The organism is Leptolyngbya sp. 'hensonii' (assembly GCF_001939115.1).
Classification (GTDB): domain Bacteria; phylum Cyanobacteriota; class Cyanobacteriia.
The window spans coordinates 129,790-150,892 of record NZ_MQTZ01000041.1 but is presented as its reverse complement, the minus strand read 5'-3'; the positions used below and the strand labels follow the sequence as shown (position 1 = coordinate 150,892).

Sequence of the window (21,103 nt, the reverse complement as noted above, 5' to 3'; positions counted from 1 at the left end):
AGATAGAGTGATGGGTGAAACAAAGACGGAGCCAGAAGGGCTATAGTCCATAACCCCATGGGGACACCGCTTACAATCATACCCCCATCCTCCAGGGGTACAGAGCCACCCCCTGGCAAGCCTGGGATCAAAAGACCCAATTATGGGAGCAAATCAAGAAATAAATCCCTTTGTGAGCATTTTGTAACTCTTGTTTCAACTTGTATGAAACAAGATCTGATAAATCTGGATAACGCTAAGGTGGAATATAAAGAAAGCCTTAAACAGAGGGTTTATGACTCCTTTAATGCTGCGGCAACTCTGGTCCCTGGTCGAAGCAACCCAGACCCATGTCCTTCTCAGTCTGGACGATAACAGCCTGGTGCAATGGTTGCTACGCCAGTTGGGGCAGGAGCGATCGCTGAATCATCATGAAACTGACATCGTCAGCCATTACATCCAATCCAGGCTGTCTCTGATCCGAGATCTGGCCCAGGCCCGCATGGCTCAATAACGCCAACTTCTGCTGTAGGTATCAAGCAGGATTTTTTGCGCCGGAAACCCGGTTTCTTGTCATCCATGGTGCTGAATGAAACAGGCATCAGGCTAGAAGCCGGGTTTCCGCCAAAGATCTTTTAGACTTTGCCCCTGGTGCGCTGGAAATTGCAGGGGATAGGAGATTGGGACTTCTCAGGAACTCCAATGCTCAGGGATCTGTCAGATATCCTGATGGAAGCCTGTTCAGAATGTAACAGGTAAAAAACCGGATACTGTGCAGATCCGATAGGCAGGTGCTTGTGCGTTCTCTGCCTGACGCATTCCAATGCTGAATTACCTTCTGGAGCAACAGTCTCGCCTGCCTCGACGTCTGAGGCACAAACTCATCTATTTTTTGCTCTTGGCTGCAATGATTTCAGCAGGCAACATTGTTGCCTATGCAGCTTCTACGTCCCTGTTCTTAAGTCGGATTGGGCCAGGGGAGCTCCCTGGGTTTTATATTCTGCTGGGAATTCTATCCGTTCCCGTTTCAATTTTTTTCTCCCAAGTCATCGATCGCCTGTCCCGCCCCCTGCTGCTGCAAGGCCTGCTGTGGGGGTCCCTGATCACAATGCTGTTCCTGCGGTTCCTGGTAACCCTGGACACGCCCCCGATCTACTACGGGATCAGCATCAGTACCAATTTTCTGGAACTGCTCTTCGGAATCCTTCTCTGGACCCTACTTTCTGATTACTTTACCTCTCTGGAACTGAAGCGTTATGCTCCTTTCCTGACCATGGCCATGACCAGCGGCGGGTTACTGGGTGGCATTTTAGTGCGGTTTCTCTCTGAATATACAACGACACAGAATCTGCTCCTCCTTCTCCCGATCGTCTATGTGGTCGCCGGGTTCCAGTTACGCTATCTGGAACGCCATGTTCGGCAGCTTGATCGCCATGAATTGCAAGAGAGTTCGGACACCTTCCTGGAGAGTTTGAAGACCTTTCCCAAGGTGCTGCTGCGATACCCGATCGTCCTCCTGCTGGCGATCGGGACTTTTGTCGGCGTCTGGCTCTGGCAACTGAGTGAATTACAATTCCTGCATATCTACTCCACAGCTTTTCCAGATGAAGAGGACCTGACCGGCTTTCTGGGCGTACTCAGTGCCTGGTTCAGCCTGATTGAATTGGGAACCAGTTATTTCATCACCCGACCGTTAATTCATCGGTGGGGGGTCAATCGGATGAACCTGCTGTATCCGATCACAACCCTGATGGGATTTATCAGTCTGGCGATGGGGTTTCAGGTTCCAGCAGCAGTGATCGCCAATATCAACTATGACCCCCTCAGCAGCAGCATTGCCCTGCCAGTTCAGAACCTGAACTACAATGCCATCCCCCATCGATTTATTGGCCGAGTCCGGGTCATCATTGATGGGTTGTTTTATCCCGCCAGTCAGGCTATTACGGGGGTGCTCCTGTTGATTCAACAGGATACCCTCACCTCTTTCCAGCTCACCCTGACTGGCATTCTCCTGAGTTTGATCCTGTTGGGGATTGGGTATCTGACTGGGCGTAGTTATCTGAAATCGATGCTGGCCCTGTTGCGGTCTGGATCCGTGACTCTGGATGATGTCGGAGATAGCCTACGCCGTCTGCCTGGGAGTTATGCGCTAGAGATTCGCGAGTTGCTGAACCACCCAGATGCTGATGCTCAGATGTTGGGCCTGGAATTAGCAGTGCGCATGGAAGACCCCAGCCAATTTCTGGATGAGGTACAGGAACTGCTGGTCCATGGAGAACCGATCGTCTGGCAGGCGGTGGTCAAATTTCTCAGCAGTTGCCACCATCCTAATGTCAATCGGTATTTGCGGACTCAGCTTATCGCTGAGAGTCCGGCAGTGCGGGCGATCGTGCTGGAATCCCTGATCATTGCTGGTCAGCCCCTCTCGAATGTGCAGTTGCAATTCTTCCTACAGGACCCAGACCCCGGTGTACGGGCGCTGGCCTGTGTGGCCGTTGAGCAGGTAGAGCGACTGCAAGATGAAGTGCAACAAACCTATGATGTCCTGCGTCAGGACCGGATGGAGCCAGCGGCCCAACAGGCAATCTTGCGGGTGGTTAAAAATACAGGGGATCGACGGTTGATCCCAATGGTGCTGAATCTTCTGGCCAAAGCCCCGCCGATCGTAAAACGGGAAGGATTGGAAACCCTGGCCATCCTGACGGGGTCTGGGGATGATTTTCTCTTCGACCTGGTGTCCACAGAATTGCACCATCCCGATGCCCAGGTTCGAGCTGCAGCCCTGCAATTGGCCGGGGTGATTTGCAATGGAGATCTGCTGCCTGAGGTGGTTGAGGCCCTGGAGGACCGGGCCACTCCCGTTCGTCAGCAGGCGATGCAGGCAGTTGCGGCCTATCGGGATCTGGCATTACCTTTGGTGGGGAAATATTTATCCGCCGATCGGGTGGAGGTGATGGAGGCCGCCATCGGCGCAATTGGCTTGATCCAGACCCGTCGTTCGGAGGAGATTCTATACCAGTATCTGCAGCCGGTGTACGATCGCATCTCCCTCACCCTCCGCTGGCACCACCAAATTCCCCAAACTGAACCGGGCTGGCAAATGCTGGATATTGCGCTGCGGGATTTACATCAGCAGTTATTGTTGCTGGTTTTGCACGTTCTGAGTGCCCTGGGATATCACCAGGTGGTCAATACTGCGCGCCAATTGCTGACCTCAACCGATGCCCGCCGCCGCGCCAATGCGGTTGAAACCCTGGCTTCGATCGAGCGGCGGCGATTTATCCAACCCCTGCTGCCGCTTCTGGAATACCTGGTTAGCCCCCCCCCACAGAAGCAAACGGCGGCACAACTTGGGGCAGTACCCTACGGGGTTGTCGAGGAGATTCTGACTGCGACAGAATTCCACTGCACCGGACCAGGTGAGCGCGTCACCCCTTTTCGGGAACGCTGGATTCGGACAGGGGCCTTGCTGATTTTGGCGGAACAGGTGCTTCCGGATGGCTTCTGGATAGATGATGCAGGTTACAGTGAAATTCCAGTCATGATGGAAGCATTTCTCAACCACTGGCAGAAATTGCTGCAAGACCCAGACCCACTGGTTCGCGAAACGGCAATCGGCATAGCCCTGCCAGCCCAGGGGATTCTACTTAAGCGAGATTGTGTCGTGAATCGTATCCTTTTCCTGAAGCAAATTTCTTTGTTCCAGAGTCTTTCTCTGGATGATCTGCTGTTGATTGATGAAGCCCTCAAACAACAGGTCTTCCTGGCTGGAGAGATCATTTTTCAGGAGGGCAGTCCGGGAGACGATTTCCACATTGTTTACCAGGGGCAGGTGACGATTCTCAAGCAGGTGAACCAGACTCAGAGAGAATTGGCCCATTTGAGCCCAGGTCAGTATTTTGGAGATATGGCCCTGTTTGATCAGGAACCGCGATCGGCCACTGCTGTTGCCCGATCGGATTGTACCCTCCTCACCCTGGGCAGAACCCATTTCCATAGCCTGATCAGCCAGCGTCCGGAAATTATTCTGCAAATGTGTCGGATCTTAAGTTTGCGTTTACGGGAAACGAATGCCCGTCTCCAATAAACGGCTCCATGGCCTGTAGCAGATGCTTGAACTGCAGGGGCTTCACCAGGTACGCATTGACGCCAGCGGCCAGATACCGGTCCCGGTCCCCAGGAAGCATCAGAGAGGTGATGGCAATGATGGGAACGGTGGGTAGGTGATCGCCTGCCCGCAAATATCGAATCATTTGCAGGCCATCCATTTCTGGAATTTGGATGTCTAGCAGGACCAATGCGGGTTGCCGAACCTGGGTAATCTGTAAGGCTTCCAGCCCATTGCAGGCGATCGTGACCTGAAAGCCGTGGCGCTCCAGATCAGCCCGGATTCTGGCCCCATTGATCTCATTATCCTCAATCAGCAGAATCGGGCCAAAGCCCGAGGAGTCTATCCCATCTGTTGCGAACTGGGGATTCAGCGAGGATAGATTGAGCCAGGACGGGTGCAGCAACGGGTCCGGCTCGGACTGCAATTCGCTCTGCCCATTGGTCCAGGGCAGGGTAACCGTGAACTGACTCCCCCAGTTCATGGCACTTGCCACAGAGATACTGCCCTGGTGGAGATCAACGACCCGACGCACCAGAGCCAATCCCAGCCCTGTACCAGCATAGCGACGGGAAAAGGAGCTTTCCAACTGTACGAATGGCTGAAATAACCGCTGCATGCTCTCGGATGCGATACCAATCCCAGTGTCCACCACTCTGAAATGCACCACTTCATGGTTTGGATCCCCTTCCACCCTTAAACAGACTGACCCTTCAGCGGGTGTAAACTTAACCGCATTGCTCAGCAGATTAATCAGAACCTGTCGGATGCGCCGCTCATCTGCCCAGATGGTGTCCACATCGGATGCGATCCGCAAACTTAAGTAAATTCCTTTCTGTTTGGCCTGTTCCCGCACAAAGGCCAGACTGGCGTCACACAATCTCCGAACTTCGGTGATAGCCAAATTCAGCTCCATCCGGCCCGACTCAATCTTGGCCAGATCAAGGAGATCATTGATCAATTCCAGAAGGTGGTGACCACTTTGGGAAATGGTCGCCAGGTACATCTGTTGCTTTTCGGTCAGGGTCTTGCCTCCTTCATCCAGGAGTACCTCGGCCAGTCCCAGAATGGCCGTCAAAGGGGTTCGAAGTTCATGGCTCATGTTGGCCAGAAATTCGCTTTTGGCCTTATTCGCAGCATCAGCCAGGAGCTTGGCCGATCGCAGATTTTCCTCCGCCTGTTTGCGATCGCTGATATCAGTATGGGAGCCCACAATCCGAACAGGCACCCCTGACTCATCCCACAGGGCCTGTCCGCGCGACAGAATCCATTTGTAATGGCCATCTTTGCAGCGCAAGCGAAACTCTGCAATGTAGTAGGGGGTTTCCCCTTCCAGATGGGCTCGATGAATGGCCAGGACCCGATCCAGGTCTTCTGGGTGCATGCGGGTTAGCCATGCCTCCAGATGGCTGGGAAGTTCCTCCTCTCCATATCCCAGCATTTCCTTCCATCGGGCGGACAGAAAGACCTGGTTGGTGCGCAAATCCCAATCCCAGATGCCATCGTTATTACCTCGCAGGGCCAGATGCCAGCGTTCCTCACTCAGTCGCAGGGCCGTTTCAGCTCGCTGATGGTTTCGAACTGCGATCGCGAGGGAAATCATCGAGGCCAGATGGCTGGCAAAATTTTGCTCATCCACCGTCCAGCGACGGGGATGGCGGACATGCTCATAGCAAAGCCCACCAATCGTTTTCCCCCCCGATTGAATCGGCACATCCAGAATAGACGCAATCTGGTGGGGCTGGAAGCACTGTTCCAGCAGTTCACGGGTGAGAGGATTGTTGCTGACATCATCCACCACGATGAATTCGTCTGTTTCCAGGGCCTGAAAATAGGTCGGAAAATCCCTGACCCATAATTCTTGACCTGAAGAATGGCGATCGGGGGTGAGTTCATACAGGTTTGCCTGATGGATTTTGCTATGGTCGGCATCAAAAAACCAGACCCCAACGCGCTCCACATTCAGGGCCTGAGCAGCCGTTTTCGTAATCAACGGCAGCACAATATCCAGATCCCCATCGTGAAAGGCTTTTTGCCGGGTCAACTGGGCCAGGGCAGCCTGCTGCCGACGGAGGCTTTCCTCCCGCTGGCGTAAATCCTCCTCCACCTGCTTGCGCTCGGTGATGTCGTGCATGGAGCCCACGATCCGGATCGCCTGACCTGTTTCATCCCAGACTGCCTGGCCCCTGTCCTGCACCCACTTGTAGGTGCCATTTTTGCACCGCAGGCGATACTCCTGCACGTAATAGGGTATCTGTTGTTTCAGGTAAGCCTGACTACAATGCAAGATCCGCTCTCGATCGTCCGGGTGAATACGTTGAGTCCACTCTTCTGCACCCGTCCCAATATCATCGTCCTGATACCCCAAAATTTCATACCAGCGGGGCGATCGAAACGTCTCCTGGGTGAGCAGGTTGCAATCCCAGATGCCGTCGTTATTGCCCTGGAGCACCAGTTGCCAGCGCTCCTCTGAAGCCCGGAGGGCCTCCTCCGCCTGTCGTCGTTCTCGAATCTCCCGTTGCAATTGATGGGTCCGTTCTTCCACCCGATGCTCCAGAGTCCGGGAGTGCTCTTCCAGTTGTTCGTAGAGATAGGCATTCTCCTGATAGGGAGGGTTTGTCATCGCTAGCTACCCCGATAGGTGCTGTAAGACCAGGGAGAAACCAGGAGGGGAACGTGGTAATGAGCCATCGGATCAGCAACCCCAAACCGCAGGGGCACCTGATCCAGAAAAGGTGGAGTTGGCAAGGATTCCAACCGGGAAAAATAGTCTCCGACAGCGAAGACCAGTTCGTAAATTCCGAGGGTCAGTTCTGCCTCAGCCAGCAGAGGTGCATCCGTTCGACCATCTGCGTTGGTACAAATGGTTTTTACCAGCATGCGGCTGCCTGACTCCGGGTCAAGACGCCAGAGGGCGATCGTCATCTGGGCTGCAGGGCAACCCCGCGCGGTATCCAGGACATGGGTTGTCAACTTGCCAGCCATAGCCTTCAGAAATTACAACAAAATGAACCGACTGCATACTCCAATACCATGGCTACCATTAAACGGCCATCATACTCAAGACTTTAGTGGAGTGGTCCGGCTAGAATCACCTTGGAAATAGCCCTTGTGACCTCCAGAGGATCTTCAGCAGCCAGTTGCTGATACCATTTCTGGGTCGCCTCCGGGTCTTGGCCATGGATCATTTCGGCTCGCCTGCGGGCCTTTTCTACAACGGCTCTGGTTCGCTCCAGCCTTTCTGCTTCATAGTGCTGCAGGGCATAGGCTACGCCCAGGTTCGTCGTCAACAGGGATTCTGTCAGCACCAGACCATCTTCCATGGCCTGACATCCCCCCTGGCCCAGGTCTGGACAGGTGGCATGAACCGCATCTCCCAGTAAAGCCACCCGACCCCGCACCATTCGATCAAGGGGACCAACATCATGGATTTCCAGGCGATTGATTTTATGCGGGTCCAGCCGATCGATCAGGGCCTGTATGGGCGGTGCCCAGCCCTGGAAGTGCTGCTTCAGCTCAGCTTGTGGGTCTGGCTGAGCTGGAGATCCTTTGACCAGGGGAACATCAAAGAAAAAGTAGAATCGATCACCAGCCACAGGCATCATCGAAGCCCGCTTGTGCTCACCCACATAAATCATCCAGGTCTGCTCCGGGGCCAGGGACTCGCTGGTCGGAACCAGGCCGTTCCAGTTGACATAGCCCCCGTATTGCGGGGCTATGGTTTTTCCCAGTACATGGGCTCGGAGGAGGGAGTGAATGCCATCGGCAGCGATCAACAGGTCACCTCTGGCCCGCTGCCCGTCTTCAAAAATAGCTGTAACCCCCTGCTCGTCCTCCTCCACCCCAATGCAGCGGGTATTCAGTTTAACATCACCCGGATAGGCTGACAGCAACATATTTTGCAAGTCAGCCCGTGCTACTGGGTAAGGACGTTGCCCAACCGCTTCTACCAAGGGTTTCAGGCTGATGTCATTTAGGAGTTCCCCCGTCGAAGCGCGGTACTCCATTCGGTCCATCAGGCCCCCGATCGCCGCAATCTGCTTGCCGAGACCGAGGCGATTCAGAACTTTCACCCCATTCGACCAGAGGGAAATCCCAGCTCCTGCTGGACGTAACTCCCTGACCTTATCGTAGATTTCCACCGTGTAACCGGCCTGTCGCAGGGCAATACCGGCTGTCAATCCACCAATACCGGCTCCAATTATGACCACTTTCAGGTCGTACACGTAGGCTCTCCTAGCAAGGAATGGCTGTAAGGCTGTATACAATAGCCTGTGTTCGGTAGCCTATCCCATTCTATGCAAAGAATGTTGCTGCAAAGGATACAAACCACGGGGCCAGGATGGCTCCGATCACAGCCGCTCATCACTACTCTGCAACTGTGCCACCTCCCGAATTACCCGTTCCTTACTGGCTGTGAGATGCTCCCGAATGCTCTGGGCTGCACCATCCCCATCGCGCTGGGCCAGCATTTCGTAGATCCGCCGGTGCTCCAGCCGAATTTCCAGCACTGCAGGATTACTTTTCAGAGTTTGGCTGCGCAGCAACATCATTTTGTCAAAGACTTGATCCAGCAGGGAAACCAGCCAGGGATTGCCGGAACTCTGGGCTATCAGGTGATGAAACTGATAGTCCAGATCCAGGAGTTCAACGTCTGACAGGGGGGTAGCCTCGCCTTTAGGCCGGGTTTCAGCCTCCAGAACCAGTTGCTGCAACTGTTGTAGTTGGGCTGGGGTCACCTGACGACAGGCTTCTATAACTGCCAGTTGCTCTAATGCGAGGCGACAATCATAAAGATGGCTGGCATCAATGGCAGAAATCGTGGTGACCCTCAGAACTCCCGTTGGGTCAACCGCCGCCAGATTCTCATGCTGAAGCAGACCGATCGCCTCCCGAATTGGGGTGCGACTGACCTGAAGCATTTCAGCCAGTTGGGCTTCGACCAACCGTTGTCCTGGGGCCAGTTCTCCGGTCAGGATGGCAGTGCGCAGGGTCTGATAGGCCTGCTTTTGCAGGGATTCAACTCGCTGGAGCGATCGTACCGGTAAAGGCAAGGGAGTCTCCTGGAACTATCGCATACAGTATACAGTCTGGGACTAAAACCCGCCAAAGGTATAGCCCAGTCCGAAATACAGCCCCACATCCGTATTCCTCAGGAAGCCCAGGTTGAGCCCTGTAGTGGCAGTTAGTTCTCTGGTTACCGGGAAATCTACACCCGTGGTAATCAAGGCTCCGGCACGACTCTCAGGCCCTGTGGTGACGGCGATACCTCCACCAAAGAAAGGAGAGGGGGTAAAGCCAAAGGCTTCCACCTGGGAGGGAAAGTCCAAGGTCAGGGGGACCAGGATCGCCGCATCCCGATTGACAAAGACTGCAGGCCGCAGGGAGATGAAATTGGCCAGGGGGAGTTTGGTAAACACGGCAAAACTGGGCCGCCCAATGTCGCTACTATCTCCAGTAAGACCAACGTTTCCAGCAATTCCTAGATAGCTGGGGTTAGGTCGCAAGAGCACATATCGGGGGCTGCTCTGAGGCACTGACTGGGAAGCCCCTTGAGCTATCCGCTGGGGTGCAACAGGCGGGGGCGGGGGCAAAAATTCTGTTTCGTAGATAGTGGGACCTCCGATCGCTGGAGCCTGCACCCTTCCCCCTGGGGGCATTCCCGGTGGGGGTATGAGATTCCCCATCTGGCTGATGTAAACATAGGAAGCATACTTGGGTTGGCTGCTGATCAACTCGTTCGCCAGGGGGGCTGGGGATTGAGCAGGTTCCAGAAGCCGGTAAGCATAGCTGCCAGGTGCGATCGTGGCGGCGTCCTTGTCTGGCTGGGCAGATACGATCGTTCCCGTGAGCAGAACAACGGCTAAACTGAGTGATGCAGATTTCAGAACCATGGACATAAACACTCCTCGGAATTCAAAATTCAAAATTCAACAGGATTAGATCAGGGTTTGAATTTTGAATTGCCTAGAGCCTAGCTCAAAATTTTGTCATTGCCATGATTTATGTCCAGGGGTTCATAGAGAAGAGACAGCCGTGATGAATTGCTGGGAAACGTAGGGCAAAATCGCCTCATTTTTGCTGTGGTCTTCCCCCTCGGTAAAAACCACCAGCAAGTAGGGCTGGCGATCGGGCAGTTCAATATAAGCGGCGTCATGGCGCACTTTACTAGTCAGACCCGCCTTAGACCAGAGACGGGCATCCAGGGTTAGCCCATCCCCCAAAAAGCCCGTCACCTGATTCTCCGGATCGGCAGCCAGGTCAGTGGGGTCCAGCGATCGTTTCATCAGGGCCATCATGGCGGCTGAAGCTTCGATCGAAACCGCCACCCCACCTATGATGCTATGAAGCAGTCGGGCCGTTGCATCCGTAGTGAGCATATTCCGGTTATCCATCAATGCTCCCAGGGCTGCCCGTTCCCGGCCATAGGGGCCTTCGCTCCAGGTTTTCTGGTTCACGTTGATACCCTGTAATTCTGGCCATTGCAAGGATTGGAAATAGCGGTTGACCAGATTACGCTGGTGTTTCCAGGTTTCAAAAGGCCCTGGCGGCAACTCCGGACCGCCCGTGGTGCCGGTCAAGATATCCACGACCAAACCGGTGGCATCATTACCAGAATCGACAATCATATCGCGGGTGGCCCGTTCCAGTTCTGCCGAGGGTTGAATCATGCCCTGATTCAACCATTCGTAAACCGCAACCAGGTAAAACAGCTTCACCACACTGGCCGGATAAATCCGCTCCACGCCCCGGTAGCTGAAGCCCCGAATGTCCAGTTGCCAGAAAGTTTCGGGCCGAATGGCCCCACCCGTATTAACGGGAACCGGTGGGTCATACAGGATCCAGGTGACGGCAATCTGGTTGCGGGCCAGACCAGGAAACTTAGTCCAGGTAGCTTCCAGAGCCTGTTCGCCCAGGGTTTCTAATTGGGAGTCCTTCCGAAAGAAAGCCATAATTTCAGTTCAGTTTTGAGCCAACCAGAACTTTTGCCTGCGCGATCGCGTCTGGGATCAAAGCGGCCTCATCCAGGGCATAAACCTCGCAGGAGTTATTCGGGCTTTCGATCAATTTGACTTTGTGTAGGAAGGCCCCGATCTCACGAATGGGCTGCTGGAGTAAGTCCCGAATGTGAACCGCAATATTTTCAGCCGTAGGCACCACTGTTTCAAAGTAAGGGATGTCCTTGTTCAAGAAGGTGTGGTCAAAGGGGTCCACCACCTGCCGATCGACGATCGCCTGAAAAGCCCCCAGGTCAGCAATCATCCCCGTCCGAGGATCAATCTCACCCCGGATCGTGACTTCCAGGTGGTAGTTATGGCCGTGGCCATTGGGACGGGCACACTTGCCATAGATCTCGCAGTTCTCTTCGTAGCTCAGGTCCGGACGGGCCAGCCGATGGGCGGCACTAAAGTGAGTACTGATGGTCAGATATGCTTCCATGCCGTTTCCTTGGTATTCAGCCCAGAGTTCAGGATGTTCAAACAGTTGAATGCGGACGAGGGGGAGATAGGGCACCAGACGTTGCCAGATTACCCGCGCTAAATATTCAGTCGTGGGTAAGGTCTGTTGAAATTCAGGCCAGACCTCGTTCAGGTAGGAAAAGTCCAGTTGGCTGGTCACTTCCCGTCGGATCACCTGCTTCACATCCGACAGGTTGAGCACCATGCCATATTGATCCAGTTCCCCTGCCATAGACACATAAAGGATATAGTTGTGACCGTGGCCGGGAGCCCGAACACAGGGGCCAAACCGAGCCTGATTCTCAGCTTCACTCAACTCAGGTAACCAGTAGCGGTGGCTGGCTGAGAATTGAGCTCGACGATCGATAATGCAGTTCATGGGCAAGGGGCAATATTAAGTTAAATAAACTTTCTTCTTCTTTCAGGATAAACCGAATCGCCCGGAGATTACCCTATCTGTTCGAAATAGTGGAAAGCTATCCCGGCAAATTTGCAGATTAGTTCTCCTGTTCCAGTGGATGCGCTGTATAACAGTATCTATGGTTAAGCAACAATTGCTCCTTCCGCCCGCCCGATCGTTTGTAAGTCGCCCCCGATCGCCCTCGGGCAGCAATCTGCAGGCGTCTCTCTTGTTGGCAACCATTGCCTTTGTCGTAGGCTTCTGTCTGAGTTTGCTGATGGAGCAACGCTGGGAAAAAGCTGCGATCGTGGGGTTAATTACTATCCCCGCTGCCCTCTGTGGGGCTTTTATCACAGAAAAGCACCGGACCTATCGGGTGCGGGCCACCCTAGCAGCCGCCAAGAACCAGATCCAGATTTTGCAGCAGCAAGGGGTACGCCTCCATCAATCGCTGCGGACCATGATCAGCGAGAAACAACAGGCCTCAGTCACCCTGAGCTCCCTCCAGACTCATCTGCAACATATTCAGGCAGAAGTGCTGGAGAAGTGGGAACTCAACGAAAAGCTAGGTTGGAAACTGGCTAGCCTGGATCAGCAAAAACGGCAACTGGAAGAACAAGCCCAGATCCTGCAAAGGCAGGTTCAGCAGTTGGAAAAGCAGGCCAGGGAGTTGAAACAGCCTGCCCTCCATCCTCCCGCAGACAGCCGTAAATCCCTGCCTGAAGCAGCGCCCCCTTCTCTCCATGCAGCAGCCAGACAACTCCAGTCTCAAGTCGCCTCACTCCACAGCGAGTTGACTCAGTTGGAGGGACAAATTCTGCAGCGCCGCAGGCAGAAAACCCAACTGGAACAGGAAGTGGTTAAGTTGCAGGCCCAGAAGGAGCAACTGGAGCAAGGCCGATCCCAACCCCGTTCCCCGGCAGAAGTTGTCCTTCGTCCCCTGGTCCAGTCCTCCCGGCCCGTGGTGATCGGGCCAGAGCGGAGCAGTCCCAACCTGTCGGAAGAGTGGGTGTCGTTTATGCAGCAACTGCCCAGCCATGAATACCGGGTTTTAAAGGCTATTGTCCGGCAGGAACAGCCCCAGTCAGTTTTGAAGCAGGTGGCCGAGGAACACCTGACCATGCCGGAACTATTGATCGATACCATCAACGAGCGGGCGATCGATGCGATCGGCGATGTCATTATCGAGCCGGGAGCCGGAGCCACACCCCCTAAGATTGCTGAGGAACATCTGGCAGCCGTCAGGCAGGTGATCACGGCATACCCTTAGTGGATGGGCTTGTGGGGTTCCGCTAACCCTTGACCTAAGTACCTCAAACCCTTGTCAGGCGGTCAGGTCTGTTATTTCTACCGATGCAATTACGGATGACCTTATTCTGGATTAGATGATCAAGGTCAACTGGTAGCTATCACCCTTGATAATTGTGCTAAAAACGTGGATTCCGTCAATCTTCAAGCTCTCGATTTGCCTTTGTCACGTTTATATCTCTGACATCGCAGTCCCCTGAGTTACCGAAACTGCAACAGCGTCCGATCGACAGCCTCCCCAGGACTATGCTGGGCACAAAGAAATTCCTTTGTGTGAGGATTTAGCAGCCATGTCCAACTTTAATCCCCTTAGAAGCAGTCTGTTCCGGTCCCTGTCTGTGCGTCTCGCCCTGATGCTGCTTCTGTTGCCGATCGGAGTCACCCTACTACGGCCATTGACGGGCGTTGCGGGTTCAGCCAATCTGGTTCCCTCCCGGCTGGCTCGAATGCTCCCAGCCCCTTCCCTTCCCACGACCCATCCGGACTACCGCGCCCTCCAAACCCTGGTCGAGAAGTATGGCTGTCCAGTATCGGTTCAGGGCTTCCCCACGCGCCCCATTACCCGGCCTGAGTTCGCCACGATGCTTCAGTCCTGTCAGACCCAGATCAAAACCCAACTGGCAACTGGAGTTCTCCCTGTCCTCCCTCTGGCAGAACAGCAACTATTACAACGGCTACAACAGTCCTTTGCAGCAGAATTAGCTGCCTTCAGGGATCAGGTGGATGCCCTGGAAGAGCAGGAAACTAAAGTCGATCTGGATCGTTCCCGATCGACCTCGGTCAATCAACCGTCCATTCCGGCCGGTAAGCCTGCTCTGGGTCGGCTCAGCAGTAACGAATCTACCGGCGGCACGATCGCTCCCCCGCCTGCTTCAGAGAATGGCTTCAATACCGAAAGCTACAATCGCATTGAGGAGAATGCCTTTCGCCGCGTCGCTGCCGATCCCCTCTCCACCTTTTCCATTGACGTGGATACAGCTTCCTACAGCAATGTGCGCCGGTTCATTACCCAGGGAACGCTGCCCCCCAAAGATGCCGTGCGGATTGAAGAACTGATCAACTACTTTTCATATACCTATCCTCAGCCAGAGGCCGATCGGCCCTTTTCCATCACCACAGAAGTGGGAGCCGCTCCCTGGAATAGCAAGCACAAACTGGTGTTGATTGGGCTCCAGGGCAAGCGTGCGGATTACACCACCCTGCCTGCCAGCAATCTGGTCTTTCTGATCGATGTCTCAGGGTCCATGGATGAACCCAACAAGCTCCCCCTGGTCAAACAATCCCTCAAGTTGCTGGTGAATGAACTGCGGCCTCAGGATCGGGTCAGTCTAGTGGTCTATGCCGGAAATGTGGGCCTGGTGCTTCCGCCTACCCCCGGGAACCAGAAAGACAAAATTCGGGCGGCGATCGATCGGCTGGAAGCAGGGGGACCCACTGCTGGGGCTCAGGGCATCGAACTGGCTTACAAAACTGCTCAGGAAAACTTCCTGAAAAATGGCAATAACCGGGTGATTCTGGCCACCGATGGGGATTTTAATATTGGAGTTTCCAGCGACGCAGAGTTGACCCGCCTGATCGAGCAGAAACGGGATCAGGGCATTTTCCTGACCGTGCTGGGCTTTGGCACAGGCAACTATAAGGACTCCAAAATGGAGCAACTGGCGGATCAGGGGAATGGCAATTACGCCTACATTGATACCCTGTTGGAAGGGAAGAAGGTGCTGGTGAATGATATTCGGGGCACCCTGTTCACGATCGCTAAGGATGTCAAAATTCAGGTGGAATTCAATCCAGCCAAAGTTCAGGGCTATCGCTTGATTGGGTATGAAAACCGTCTGTTGCAGAACCAGGACTTCAACAATGACAAGAAAGATGCCGGGGATATTGGATCGGGCCACTCGGTCACGGCTCTGTATGAGATTATTCCGGCTGGGATAGAAAGCGATGTCAAGATCCCGGAAGTTGATCCCTTACGCTATCAAAAACCGGATGCTGTGACCGCAGACCCCAACAGCCCGGAGCTGATGCAAGTGAAACTGCGCTATAAGTTGCCTGATGAAAGTACCAGTCAACTGATTACCCAGGCGATCCAGGATTCAGATGTCCGATCGCGGCAACCCTCGGCTAACCTGAAGTTTGCCGCAGCAGTGGCGACCTTCGGCATGGTCCTGCGTAACTCGGAGTACAAGGGTAGTGCCAGTCTGGATCTGGCCCTGAATCTGGCGAAGCAGGCCAAAGGGGACGATCGGGAAGGTTATCGAGATGCCTTTATTCGTCTGGTGGAACAGTCTCGCAGTCTGCTGGCCCGACGGTAACAAGGCTTCTGGTGGATAATGGGGTTGGCCACAGACAGCAAGGTTATCCCGGCAGTCGTCAGCCCCATTCCCCAACCTACCGGGTATCCACCATCATGTTAGCTATTTATCCCCTCTCTCCAGCCACTCTTGGATCGGCGATCGACCTCACAAAACGAGTTTTTGACCGCCCTGGCTTCTGGTGGGAGCAACCTGGTTTTGTCCTCTGGCTGAGTCTAAGACGCAATTTTGTGGCCCGATCCATTTTTCGCCTGCTGGGCATGGGAGAGGCCCGCTATTGGGTTGTGGCTGATGAGACCGGGCTTGTCCTGGGGGTCACGGGGCTATATACCTATCTCAACGATCCGGATGCCTGTTGGTTGGGCTGGACCTGTGTGGACCCCGAAGCCAGGAGTCGCAGAATTGGGAGTCAACTGGTGGATTTTGCGATCGCCCAAAGCCAATCTACGGGCAGATCCTATCTGCGGCTCTACACCTGGGATGGGGAAGAAGCCGCTGTGGCCCGCCACCTGTACCAACGGCGGGGATTCCAACTGACCCGGACTGAGAAACTGGAATCCTACAGCCTACTTTATTACGAATTACCCGTACAACAGGGGTAAAATTTCAATTTCGGGGTTTGTCTCCCCTCAGCCTGGTGCACCCCGATGCAAAGGCAAAGTCACCGTGAAGGTTGTCCCCACACCCAGGGTGCTGCTGACCTCGATCGAACCCTGATGCAAATCGAGACAACTTTTCACGATCGAGAGCCCTAGCCCTGTCCCCGAAATGTTGCCCACATTATGGGCCCGATGAAACCGTTGGTAGAGCATGGGCAGTTCTTCCCACGGGATCCCAATCCCCTGATCCTGTATTTTGATCGTGGCCCAATCAGTCTGACAGATCAGATCAAATCTAACCTCACTGCCCTCCGAAGAATATTTGAAGGCATTGGAGAGCAGATTCGTCAAAATGGGGTTGAGCAGTTTGCTATCCATGCAAGCATCTGAGCCATCTCCCTGTTCCGTGAAATAAAGGATATGATGCCTGCCAGTTCCCTGCTCCATCTCTTCCACCAGATCTCGGCAAAACTGGTTCAAATTCAAGGGATAGGGGTCATATTTAAGGGCATGCGCTTCAGTGCGGCTGAGTATCAGGACATCATCCAGCAAGCTGGTCATGCGCTGAATAGAGGTTTTAATTTGTTTAAAATGGCGTTGTTTTCGATCTTCTACAAACTGACTGCTGGTTTCCAGTAGTTCTGTGGAAGACAGAATGGTGGTCAGAGGAGTGCGGAATTCATGGGAGACCATGGAAATGAATTTTGACTTCAGGTTATTTAAGTCTTTCTCTTTTTGCAGCGCAGTTTGTATGGCAGCCTCCCGCTGCTTGCGATTTGTAATATCGTGGGCAGCAGCATAAATTCTGTCATTGAATTGAATTGCATTCCACAATACCCAGCGATAGCTTCCATCCTTGCAACGCAGGCGATTTTCAAAAGCCAGAACCTGTTCTTCCTGGATCAATTGTTTCAGAGCTAGTGAGGTAGCCTGCTGGTCTTCTGGATGAACTAGATCCTGCAGGAAATCCTGAGGGGGGCGGGTTAAAAGCTCTGCTTTGGTCCAACCCAGGGTCACTTCCCAGGCAGAATTGACCCGTTCTAGTTGGCCATCTAACGCGGCAATGCAAAACAAATCCAGGGAAAGGGAGAAAAACCGATCGCGGTCTTCCTCCATCTGTTTCCGGGCGCTGATATCCCGGAAGACAATCACCGCTCCTTCCACATCGCCAGTTGGAGAGCGGATGGGGGCACAACTGTCATCAATGGGGATGTATCGACCTTGCCGATGGACCAGGACCGTATCCTCTGACAGCCCCAGAATCAGAGGCTCTTGCATCGTCTGTTGAATTGGACTGACCAGGGGCTGATGGTTTTTATGATGGGCCAGTTTGAAGACTTCATGCACCGATCGTCCGATCGCTTCGCTGACTGTCCAGCCAGTCATGGCTTCTGCCACGGGGTTCATCAGGGTAATGATGGCCTGACGATCGGTGGCAATGACCGCATCCCCAATGCTGGACAGGGTGATGGCCAGCCATTCCTGCTGATCTCGGAGGGCCAGTTCTGCCTGACGCTGATCGGTGATATCAATGCCAGTGTGAATCACGTATTCTACCTGGCCCTGCCCATCCAGCAGGGCCGTACTGGACCAGACAATCAGACGGGTTTCTCCCAGCAGGGTCTTTAAATGATTCTCCTGCTGACAGGGAAAATCCGTAGCTTGCAGATTTTGATAGAGCTGCTTTACAGTTTCCGCTTCTGGCAGATTGGCCAGCAAGTCCGAGAGATCGGTCCCAATGACATCCTTGATGGAGTACCCAGTGATTTGCTCACAGGCCCGATTAAAGCGAAGAATCTCTCCTTGTCGATTCGTCACCACAATCAAGGCTCGGGCCGAATCAAAAATGGTATCCGTAAAGTCTCGCTGCTGTTCCAGCTGGTCTTCCGCCTGCCTGCCCCTGAGAATTTCGCGATAAATTATCCAGTAAATCGCCGCAACGATCGACAGAATCAGTGCCAGGCCAAGGATGCCAATTAAATTAGCTATTTGAATACTTTGCCGGACTCGGGCCGATCGTTGCTGGAGTAGGGTATTTTCAATCGTCTTCATCTGTCCCAGCAGGGTGTCAGTTGGATCGGAATGCTGGGGAGCTTGCTGGGCGAGGCGTTCTGCTGCAGCCTGATAACCCTGGCGCTGTCGCAAATGGATGATCTGCTGGAGAAAGTTCTGCTTGGCTTGAATCCATTGGGTCAGTTCCCGAATCCGTTGCTGCTGCTCCGGGCTATCCCTGGTCAGGCTGCGAAGCGTGATCAGCTTTTGAGCTGTGGCGCGCCAGCTCTCTTGGTAAGCCTGCAGATACTCCTGCTGATTGGTAATAACATAGGATTGAACCGACGATCGGGCATTCCGCAGGTCTGCGTGGATATCCTCTAAATTGGCAATCACCTTAAAAGTCTGGGAAACTCGCTGTTCTGTTTCAATTACCTGCCTGCTGCCCCAGTTAAAGGCCAATCCAATGCCGATGAAAATCAGGGAGGCCAGCCCAAATCCTCCGGCGACCTGCCATAGAAATCGCCGATGATTCTTTTGCTGGCACCGTCGCTCCGTGACGCTGGACATCCCGGAGCATTGATCTCGGTGTCGTTGCAATTCCAACATGGCCTGCTTGCCCAAGTTCTTCAAGGACTCCACCTGCTCTGGGGAGAGTTCCCTGGGACTGTAGTCCACCACGCAGAGGGTGCCTAGGGCGTGTCCTTCAGGCGTCACCAGGGGAACCCCAGCATAGAACCGGAGGTGAGGTTCATTCACCACCATGGGATGGTTGGCAAATCGTCGATCCTCCAGCGTATTGGGGATGATAAAAATATCGGGATATAAGATCGCGTGGGCACAAAATGCCTGGTCCCGGGGTGTTTCACAGATATCCACCCCAATCTTAGATTTGAACCATTGGCGGTTGGCATCGATCAGACTAATCAGGGCGATCGGAGTCCCCGATATTTTTTGGGCCAACCGGGTAATCTGGTCAAAGATTTTTTCAGGAGCGCTATCCAGAATTTGATAACTCTGCAGCACTCGCAGCCTTTCGCGCTCATTAACGGGCAGTGGGGCTTTCATGGGAATTATTTAGCAGCTTTTCAAACTCAACAACAGGGAGAGGACGACTGAAGAAGTAGCCCTGTACTTCATTGCACTGACATTGCATCAAACAGACCAGCTCTAGCTCTGTTTCCACTCCTTCAGCAATCACTTTCAGGCCAAGGTTGTGGGCCATCTGGATAATGGCTCTGACAATTTCTATATTTTTGGGGTCTTCATGAATGCCGCGAACGAAGTATTGATCGACTTTCAACGTGTCAAAGGGAAACTGCTTCAGATAGCTGAGGGAGGAATATCCGGTTCCGAAGTCATCGATCGCAATCTGAATCCCCAACTCTTTCAGGCGTGTGAGAGTGGCGATCGCAGCCTGCGGGTTCTCGATCAAGCAACTTTCCGTAATTTCTAATTTCAGAAACTCTGGGCTGAGTCCAGTCTCTTGCAAAATTTGGCTAAACCGTTGGACCAAGTCGGGTTGATTGAATTGCCGAGTCGATAAGTTGACGGAAATTCTGTTGATGGGGTAGTTAGCCTGTTGCCAGTCCACCATCTGGGCACAGGCTGTCCGTAAGACCCACTCTCCGATCGGCAGGATTAAGCTGGTCTCTTCGGCTAGGGGCATGAAGCGGGCTGGAGAAACCATGCCTTTTTCAGGATGTTCCCAGCGGATCAATGCTTCTGCCCCTATAGTGTGATGAGTGGTCAGATCGATCTGGGGCTGGTAGTAAAGCCGAAACTCCGATCGTTCCAGGGCTTCACGGAGTTGCTGCTCCAGCAAAATCGCATCTGCAGAAGATGTGGCCAACTCAGCTCGGAAAAGTTCGCAGGGCTGGTTGATTTGCTGTTGGGCGTAGGAGGCTGCTAATTCTGCCCGTTTTAAGAGAGCACTGGCGTTGGAAGCATCCTCGGGATAGCAGGCAATCCCAATCCGGGGATTGAGGTAAAACGTCTGCCCCTCTAGTTTCAGCGGCTGGGTGAGGCTGGTCAGAATGGATTGTGCCTGTTCGGTGCCGTCTTCATCCTGGGCCGAGCGGGCCAGTAATAGGGCAAACTGATCTCCAACCAACCGGACGATTGTATCTTGCTCTGTAACACAGGTTTTGATCTGTGCCGTAATGGCTTGCAAAATCTGATCAACCAGGGATTCTTCAAACGTGGTCCGGACGCGCTCAAACTGGTAAAGTTTCAGGCAGAGAACGGCAAACTGGCTATGGGGAGCGGCTGCCTCAGCGATCGTGGTGTCGAAATGGTCCTGGAATGAAAGATGATTCGGCAGACCAGTCGTACTGTCGAAGTGCAGTAGGGTATTAAACTTTTCTTCCAGTTGCCGGATTTGATCGGAGTAATGTTCGCTGGCTGTCGCCTGTTTCACCAGACGGGCTGTGATGGCATCCAGCAGTTCCAGACGAGTAAAGGGTTTGGTCAGATAATCATCCGCTCCCAGGTTCATGCCCTGACGCAGATCACTTTTATCGGTTTTGGCCGTGACATAGACGAAGGGAATTAGGGCCGTCGAGGGGGTTTGGCGCAGAATTTTCAGCACGCCGTAGCCATCGATCTCTGGCATCATGACATCACAAAGAATCAGATCGGGTAGATGTACTTGTGCTAACTGCACGCCCACAGCACCATTCTGTGCTTCGAGAACCTTATAGCCCTCATCTTCAAGCATTTCAACAATGTTGCTGCGAATATTGGCATCATCTTCGATGACTAAGATTTTGCACATGAACGCACACCTTACCTATTGGCACATTAAGTCTTCTTAAGGATAATTCGGAATCCGCAATGTTGCCCTAGAGGAAACGCGAGATATTTTTTGCGAGGACAAAACTTACTGAGAGGACGCCACGCTTGGCAAATCGAGTTGGTTTTGCCATCATCCACAGGACAGA

General features: G+C 53.5%; 14 protein-coding genes. 5 read left to right on the top strand and 9 right to left on the bottom strand.

From position 1 onward, the window contains the following. Window positions 1-274 precede the first annotated feature (274 nt). Both BST81_RS12600 and BST81_RS12595 read left to right on the top strand, forming a co-directional pair. Complete coding sequence (locus BST81_RS12600; protein ID WP_075598851.1) at window positions 275-493, top strand: hypothetical protein; 219 nt, start codon at window positions 275-277, stop codon at window positions 491-493. Between the two features lie 309 nt (window positions 494-802). Then, entirely contained in the window at window positions 803-4,066 is a 3,264-nt protein-coding gene (locus BST81_RS12595) for a cyclic nucleotide-binding domain-containing protein (RefSeq protein WP_075598850.1), read from the top strand. Here the strand turns inward: BST81_RS12595 and BST81_RS12590 are convergent. The 7 genes from BST81_RS12590 to BST81_RS12560 form a co-directional block, all read right to left on the bottom strand. Then, window positions 4,002-6,710: a PAS domain-containing protein gene (locus BST81_RS12590; protein WP_075598849.1), complete on the bottom strand. Its 2,709-nt coding sequence runs from the start codon at window positions 6,708-6,710 to the stop codon at window positions 4,002-4,004. The two genes, BST81_RS12595 and BST81_RS12590, sit on opposite strands and share 65 nt — an antisense overlap. Window positions 6,711-6,712: 2 nt before the next feature. Next, window positions 6,713-7,072, bottom strand: a complete 360-nt coding sequence (gene uraH, locus BST81_RS12585) for a hydroxyisourate hydrolase (RefSeq protein ID WP_075598848.1) — start codon at window positions 7,070-7,072, stop codon at window positions 6,713-6,715. Window positions 7,073-7,155: 83 nt separating this feature from the next. Next, the gene (gene hpxO, locus BST81_RS12580; protein ID WP_075598847.1) at window positions 7,156-8,313 is read right to left on the bottom strand and encodes an FAD-dependent urate hydroxylase HpxO; all 1,158 of its coding nucleotides are present in this window, start codon (window positions 8,311-8,313) and stop codon (window positions 7,156-7,158) included. Window positions 8,314-8,439: 126 nt separating this feature from the next. Further along, complete coding sequence (locus BST81_RS12575; protein ID WP_075598846.1) at window positions 8,440-9,141, bottom strand: GntR family transcriptional regulator; 702 nt, start codon at window positions 9,139-9,141, stop codon at window positions 8,440-8,442. 42 nt (window positions 9,142-9,183) lie between these two features. Then, a complete protein-coding gene (locus tag BST81_RS12570) occupies window positions 9,184-9,981 on the bottom strand; it encodes a hypothetical protein (protein WP_143780325.1) in 798 nt (265 codons plus the stop codon). A gap of 123 nt (window positions 9,982-10,104) precedes the next feature. Further along, window positions 10,105-11,040, bottom strand: coding sequence for a serine hydrolase (locus BST81_RS12565; RefSeq protein ID WP_075598844.1), 936 nt, complete (start codon window positions 11,038-11,040; stop codon window positions 10,105-10,107). A 4-nt stretch (window positions 11,041-11,044) separates the two neighbouring features. Continuing rightward, on the bottom strand, window positions 11,045-11,926 hold the full coding sequence (locus tag BST81_RS12560) for a 6-carboxytetrahydropterin synthase (RefSeq protein WP_075598843.1): 882 nt from the start codon (window positions 11,924-11,926) through the stop codon (window positions 11,045-11,047). A gap of 160 nt (window positions 11,927-12,086) precedes the next feature. Here BST81_RS12560 and BST81_RS12555 point away from each other — a divergent pair, with 160 nt between their 5' ends. From BST81_RS12555 to BST81_RS12545, 3 genes are all read left to right on the top strand, one after another. Beyond that, entirely contained in the window at window positions 12,087-13,217 is a 1,131-nt protein-coding gene (locus tag BST81_RS12555) for a tellurite resistance TerB C-terminal domain-containing protein (protein ID WP_171974746.1), read from the top strand. Window positions 13,218-13,545: 328 nt separating this feature from the next. After that, a complete protein-coding gene (locus BST81_RS12550; protein WP_075598841.1) occupies window positions 13,546-15,570 on the top strand; it encodes a VWA domain-containing protein in 2,025 nt (674 codons plus the stop codon). 11 nt (window positions 15,571-15,581) lie between these two features. Next, on the top strand, window positions 15,582-16,172 hold the full coding sequence (locus BST81_RS12545; RefSeq protein WP_075598840.1) for a GNAT family N-acetyltransferase: 591 nt from the start codon (window positions 15,582-15,584) through the stop codon (window positions 16,170-16,172). Window positions 16,173-16,199: 27 nt separating this feature from the next. Here BST81_RS12545 and BST81_RS12540 read toward each other — a convergent pair whose 3' ends face one another. Together BST81_RS12540 and BST81_RS12535 are read right to left on the bottom strand one after the other, a co-directional pair. Continuing rightward, the gene (locus BST81_RS12540) at window positions 16,200-19,229 is read right to left on the bottom strand and encodes a PAS domain S-box protein (protein ID WP_075598839.1); all 3,030 of its coding nucleotides are present in this window, start codon (window positions 19,227-19,229) and stop codon (window positions 16,200-16,202) included. Next, window positions 19,207-20,937, bottom strand: a complete 1,731-nt coding sequence (locus tag BST81_RS12535; RefSeq protein ID WP_075598838.1) for an EAL domain-containing response regulator — start codon at window positions 20,935-20,937, stop codon at window positions 19,207-19,209. The genes BST81_RS12540 and BST81_RS12535 overlap by 23 nt, the downstream gene beginning before the upstream one ends. Between the last annotated feature and the right edge of the window lie 166 nt (window positions 20,938-21,103).

Excerpts from the sequence above, each read along its gene's own strand:
- BST81_RS12600 (WP_075598851.1), top strand. The coding sequence starts at position 275 with ATGACTCCTTTAATGCTGCGGCAACTCTGGTCCCTGGTCGAAGCAACC.
- BST81_RS12595 (WP_075598850.1), top strand. The coding sequence starts at position 803 with ATGCTGAATTACCTTCTGGAGCAACAGTCTCGCCTGCCTCGACGTCTG.
- BST81_RS12590 (WP_075598849.1), bottom strand. The coding sequence starts at position 6,710 with ATGACAAACCCTCCCTATCAGGAGAATGCCTATCTCTACGAACAACTG.
- uraH (WP_075598848.1), bottom strand. The coding sequence starts at position 7,072 with ATGGCTGGCAAGTTGACAACCCATGTCCTGGATACCGCGCGGGGTTGC.
- BST81_RS12570 (WP_143780325.1), bottom strand. The coding sequence starts at position 9,981 with ATGGTTCTGAAATCTGCATCACTCAGTTTAGCCGTTGTTCTGCTCACG.
- BST81_RS12565 (WP_075598844.1), bottom strand. The coding sequence starts at position 11,040 with ATGGCTTTCTTTCGGAAGGACTCCCAATTAGAAACCCTGGGCGAACAG.
- BST81_RS12560 (WP_075598843.1), bottom strand. The coding sequence starts at position 11,926 with ATGAACTGCATTATCGATCGTCGAGCTCAATTCTCAGCCAGCCACCGC.
- BST81_RS12555 (WP_171974746.1), top strand. The coding sequence starts at position 12,087 with ATGGTTAAGCAACAATTGCTCCTTCCGCCCGCCCGATCGTTTGTAAGT.
- BST81_RS12550 (WP_075598841.1), top strand. The coding sequence starts at position 13,546 with ATGTCCAACTTTAATCCCCTTAGAAGCAGTCTGTTCCGGTCCCTGTCT.
- BST81_RS12540 (WP_075598839.1), bottom strand. The coding sequence starts at position 19,229 with ATGAAAGCCCCACTGCCCGTTAATGAGCGCGAAAGGCTGCGAGTGCTG.
- BST81_RS12535 (WP_075598838.1), bottom strand. The coding sequence starts at position 20,937 with ATGTGCAAAATCTTAGTCATCGAAGATGATGCCAATATTCGCAGCAAC.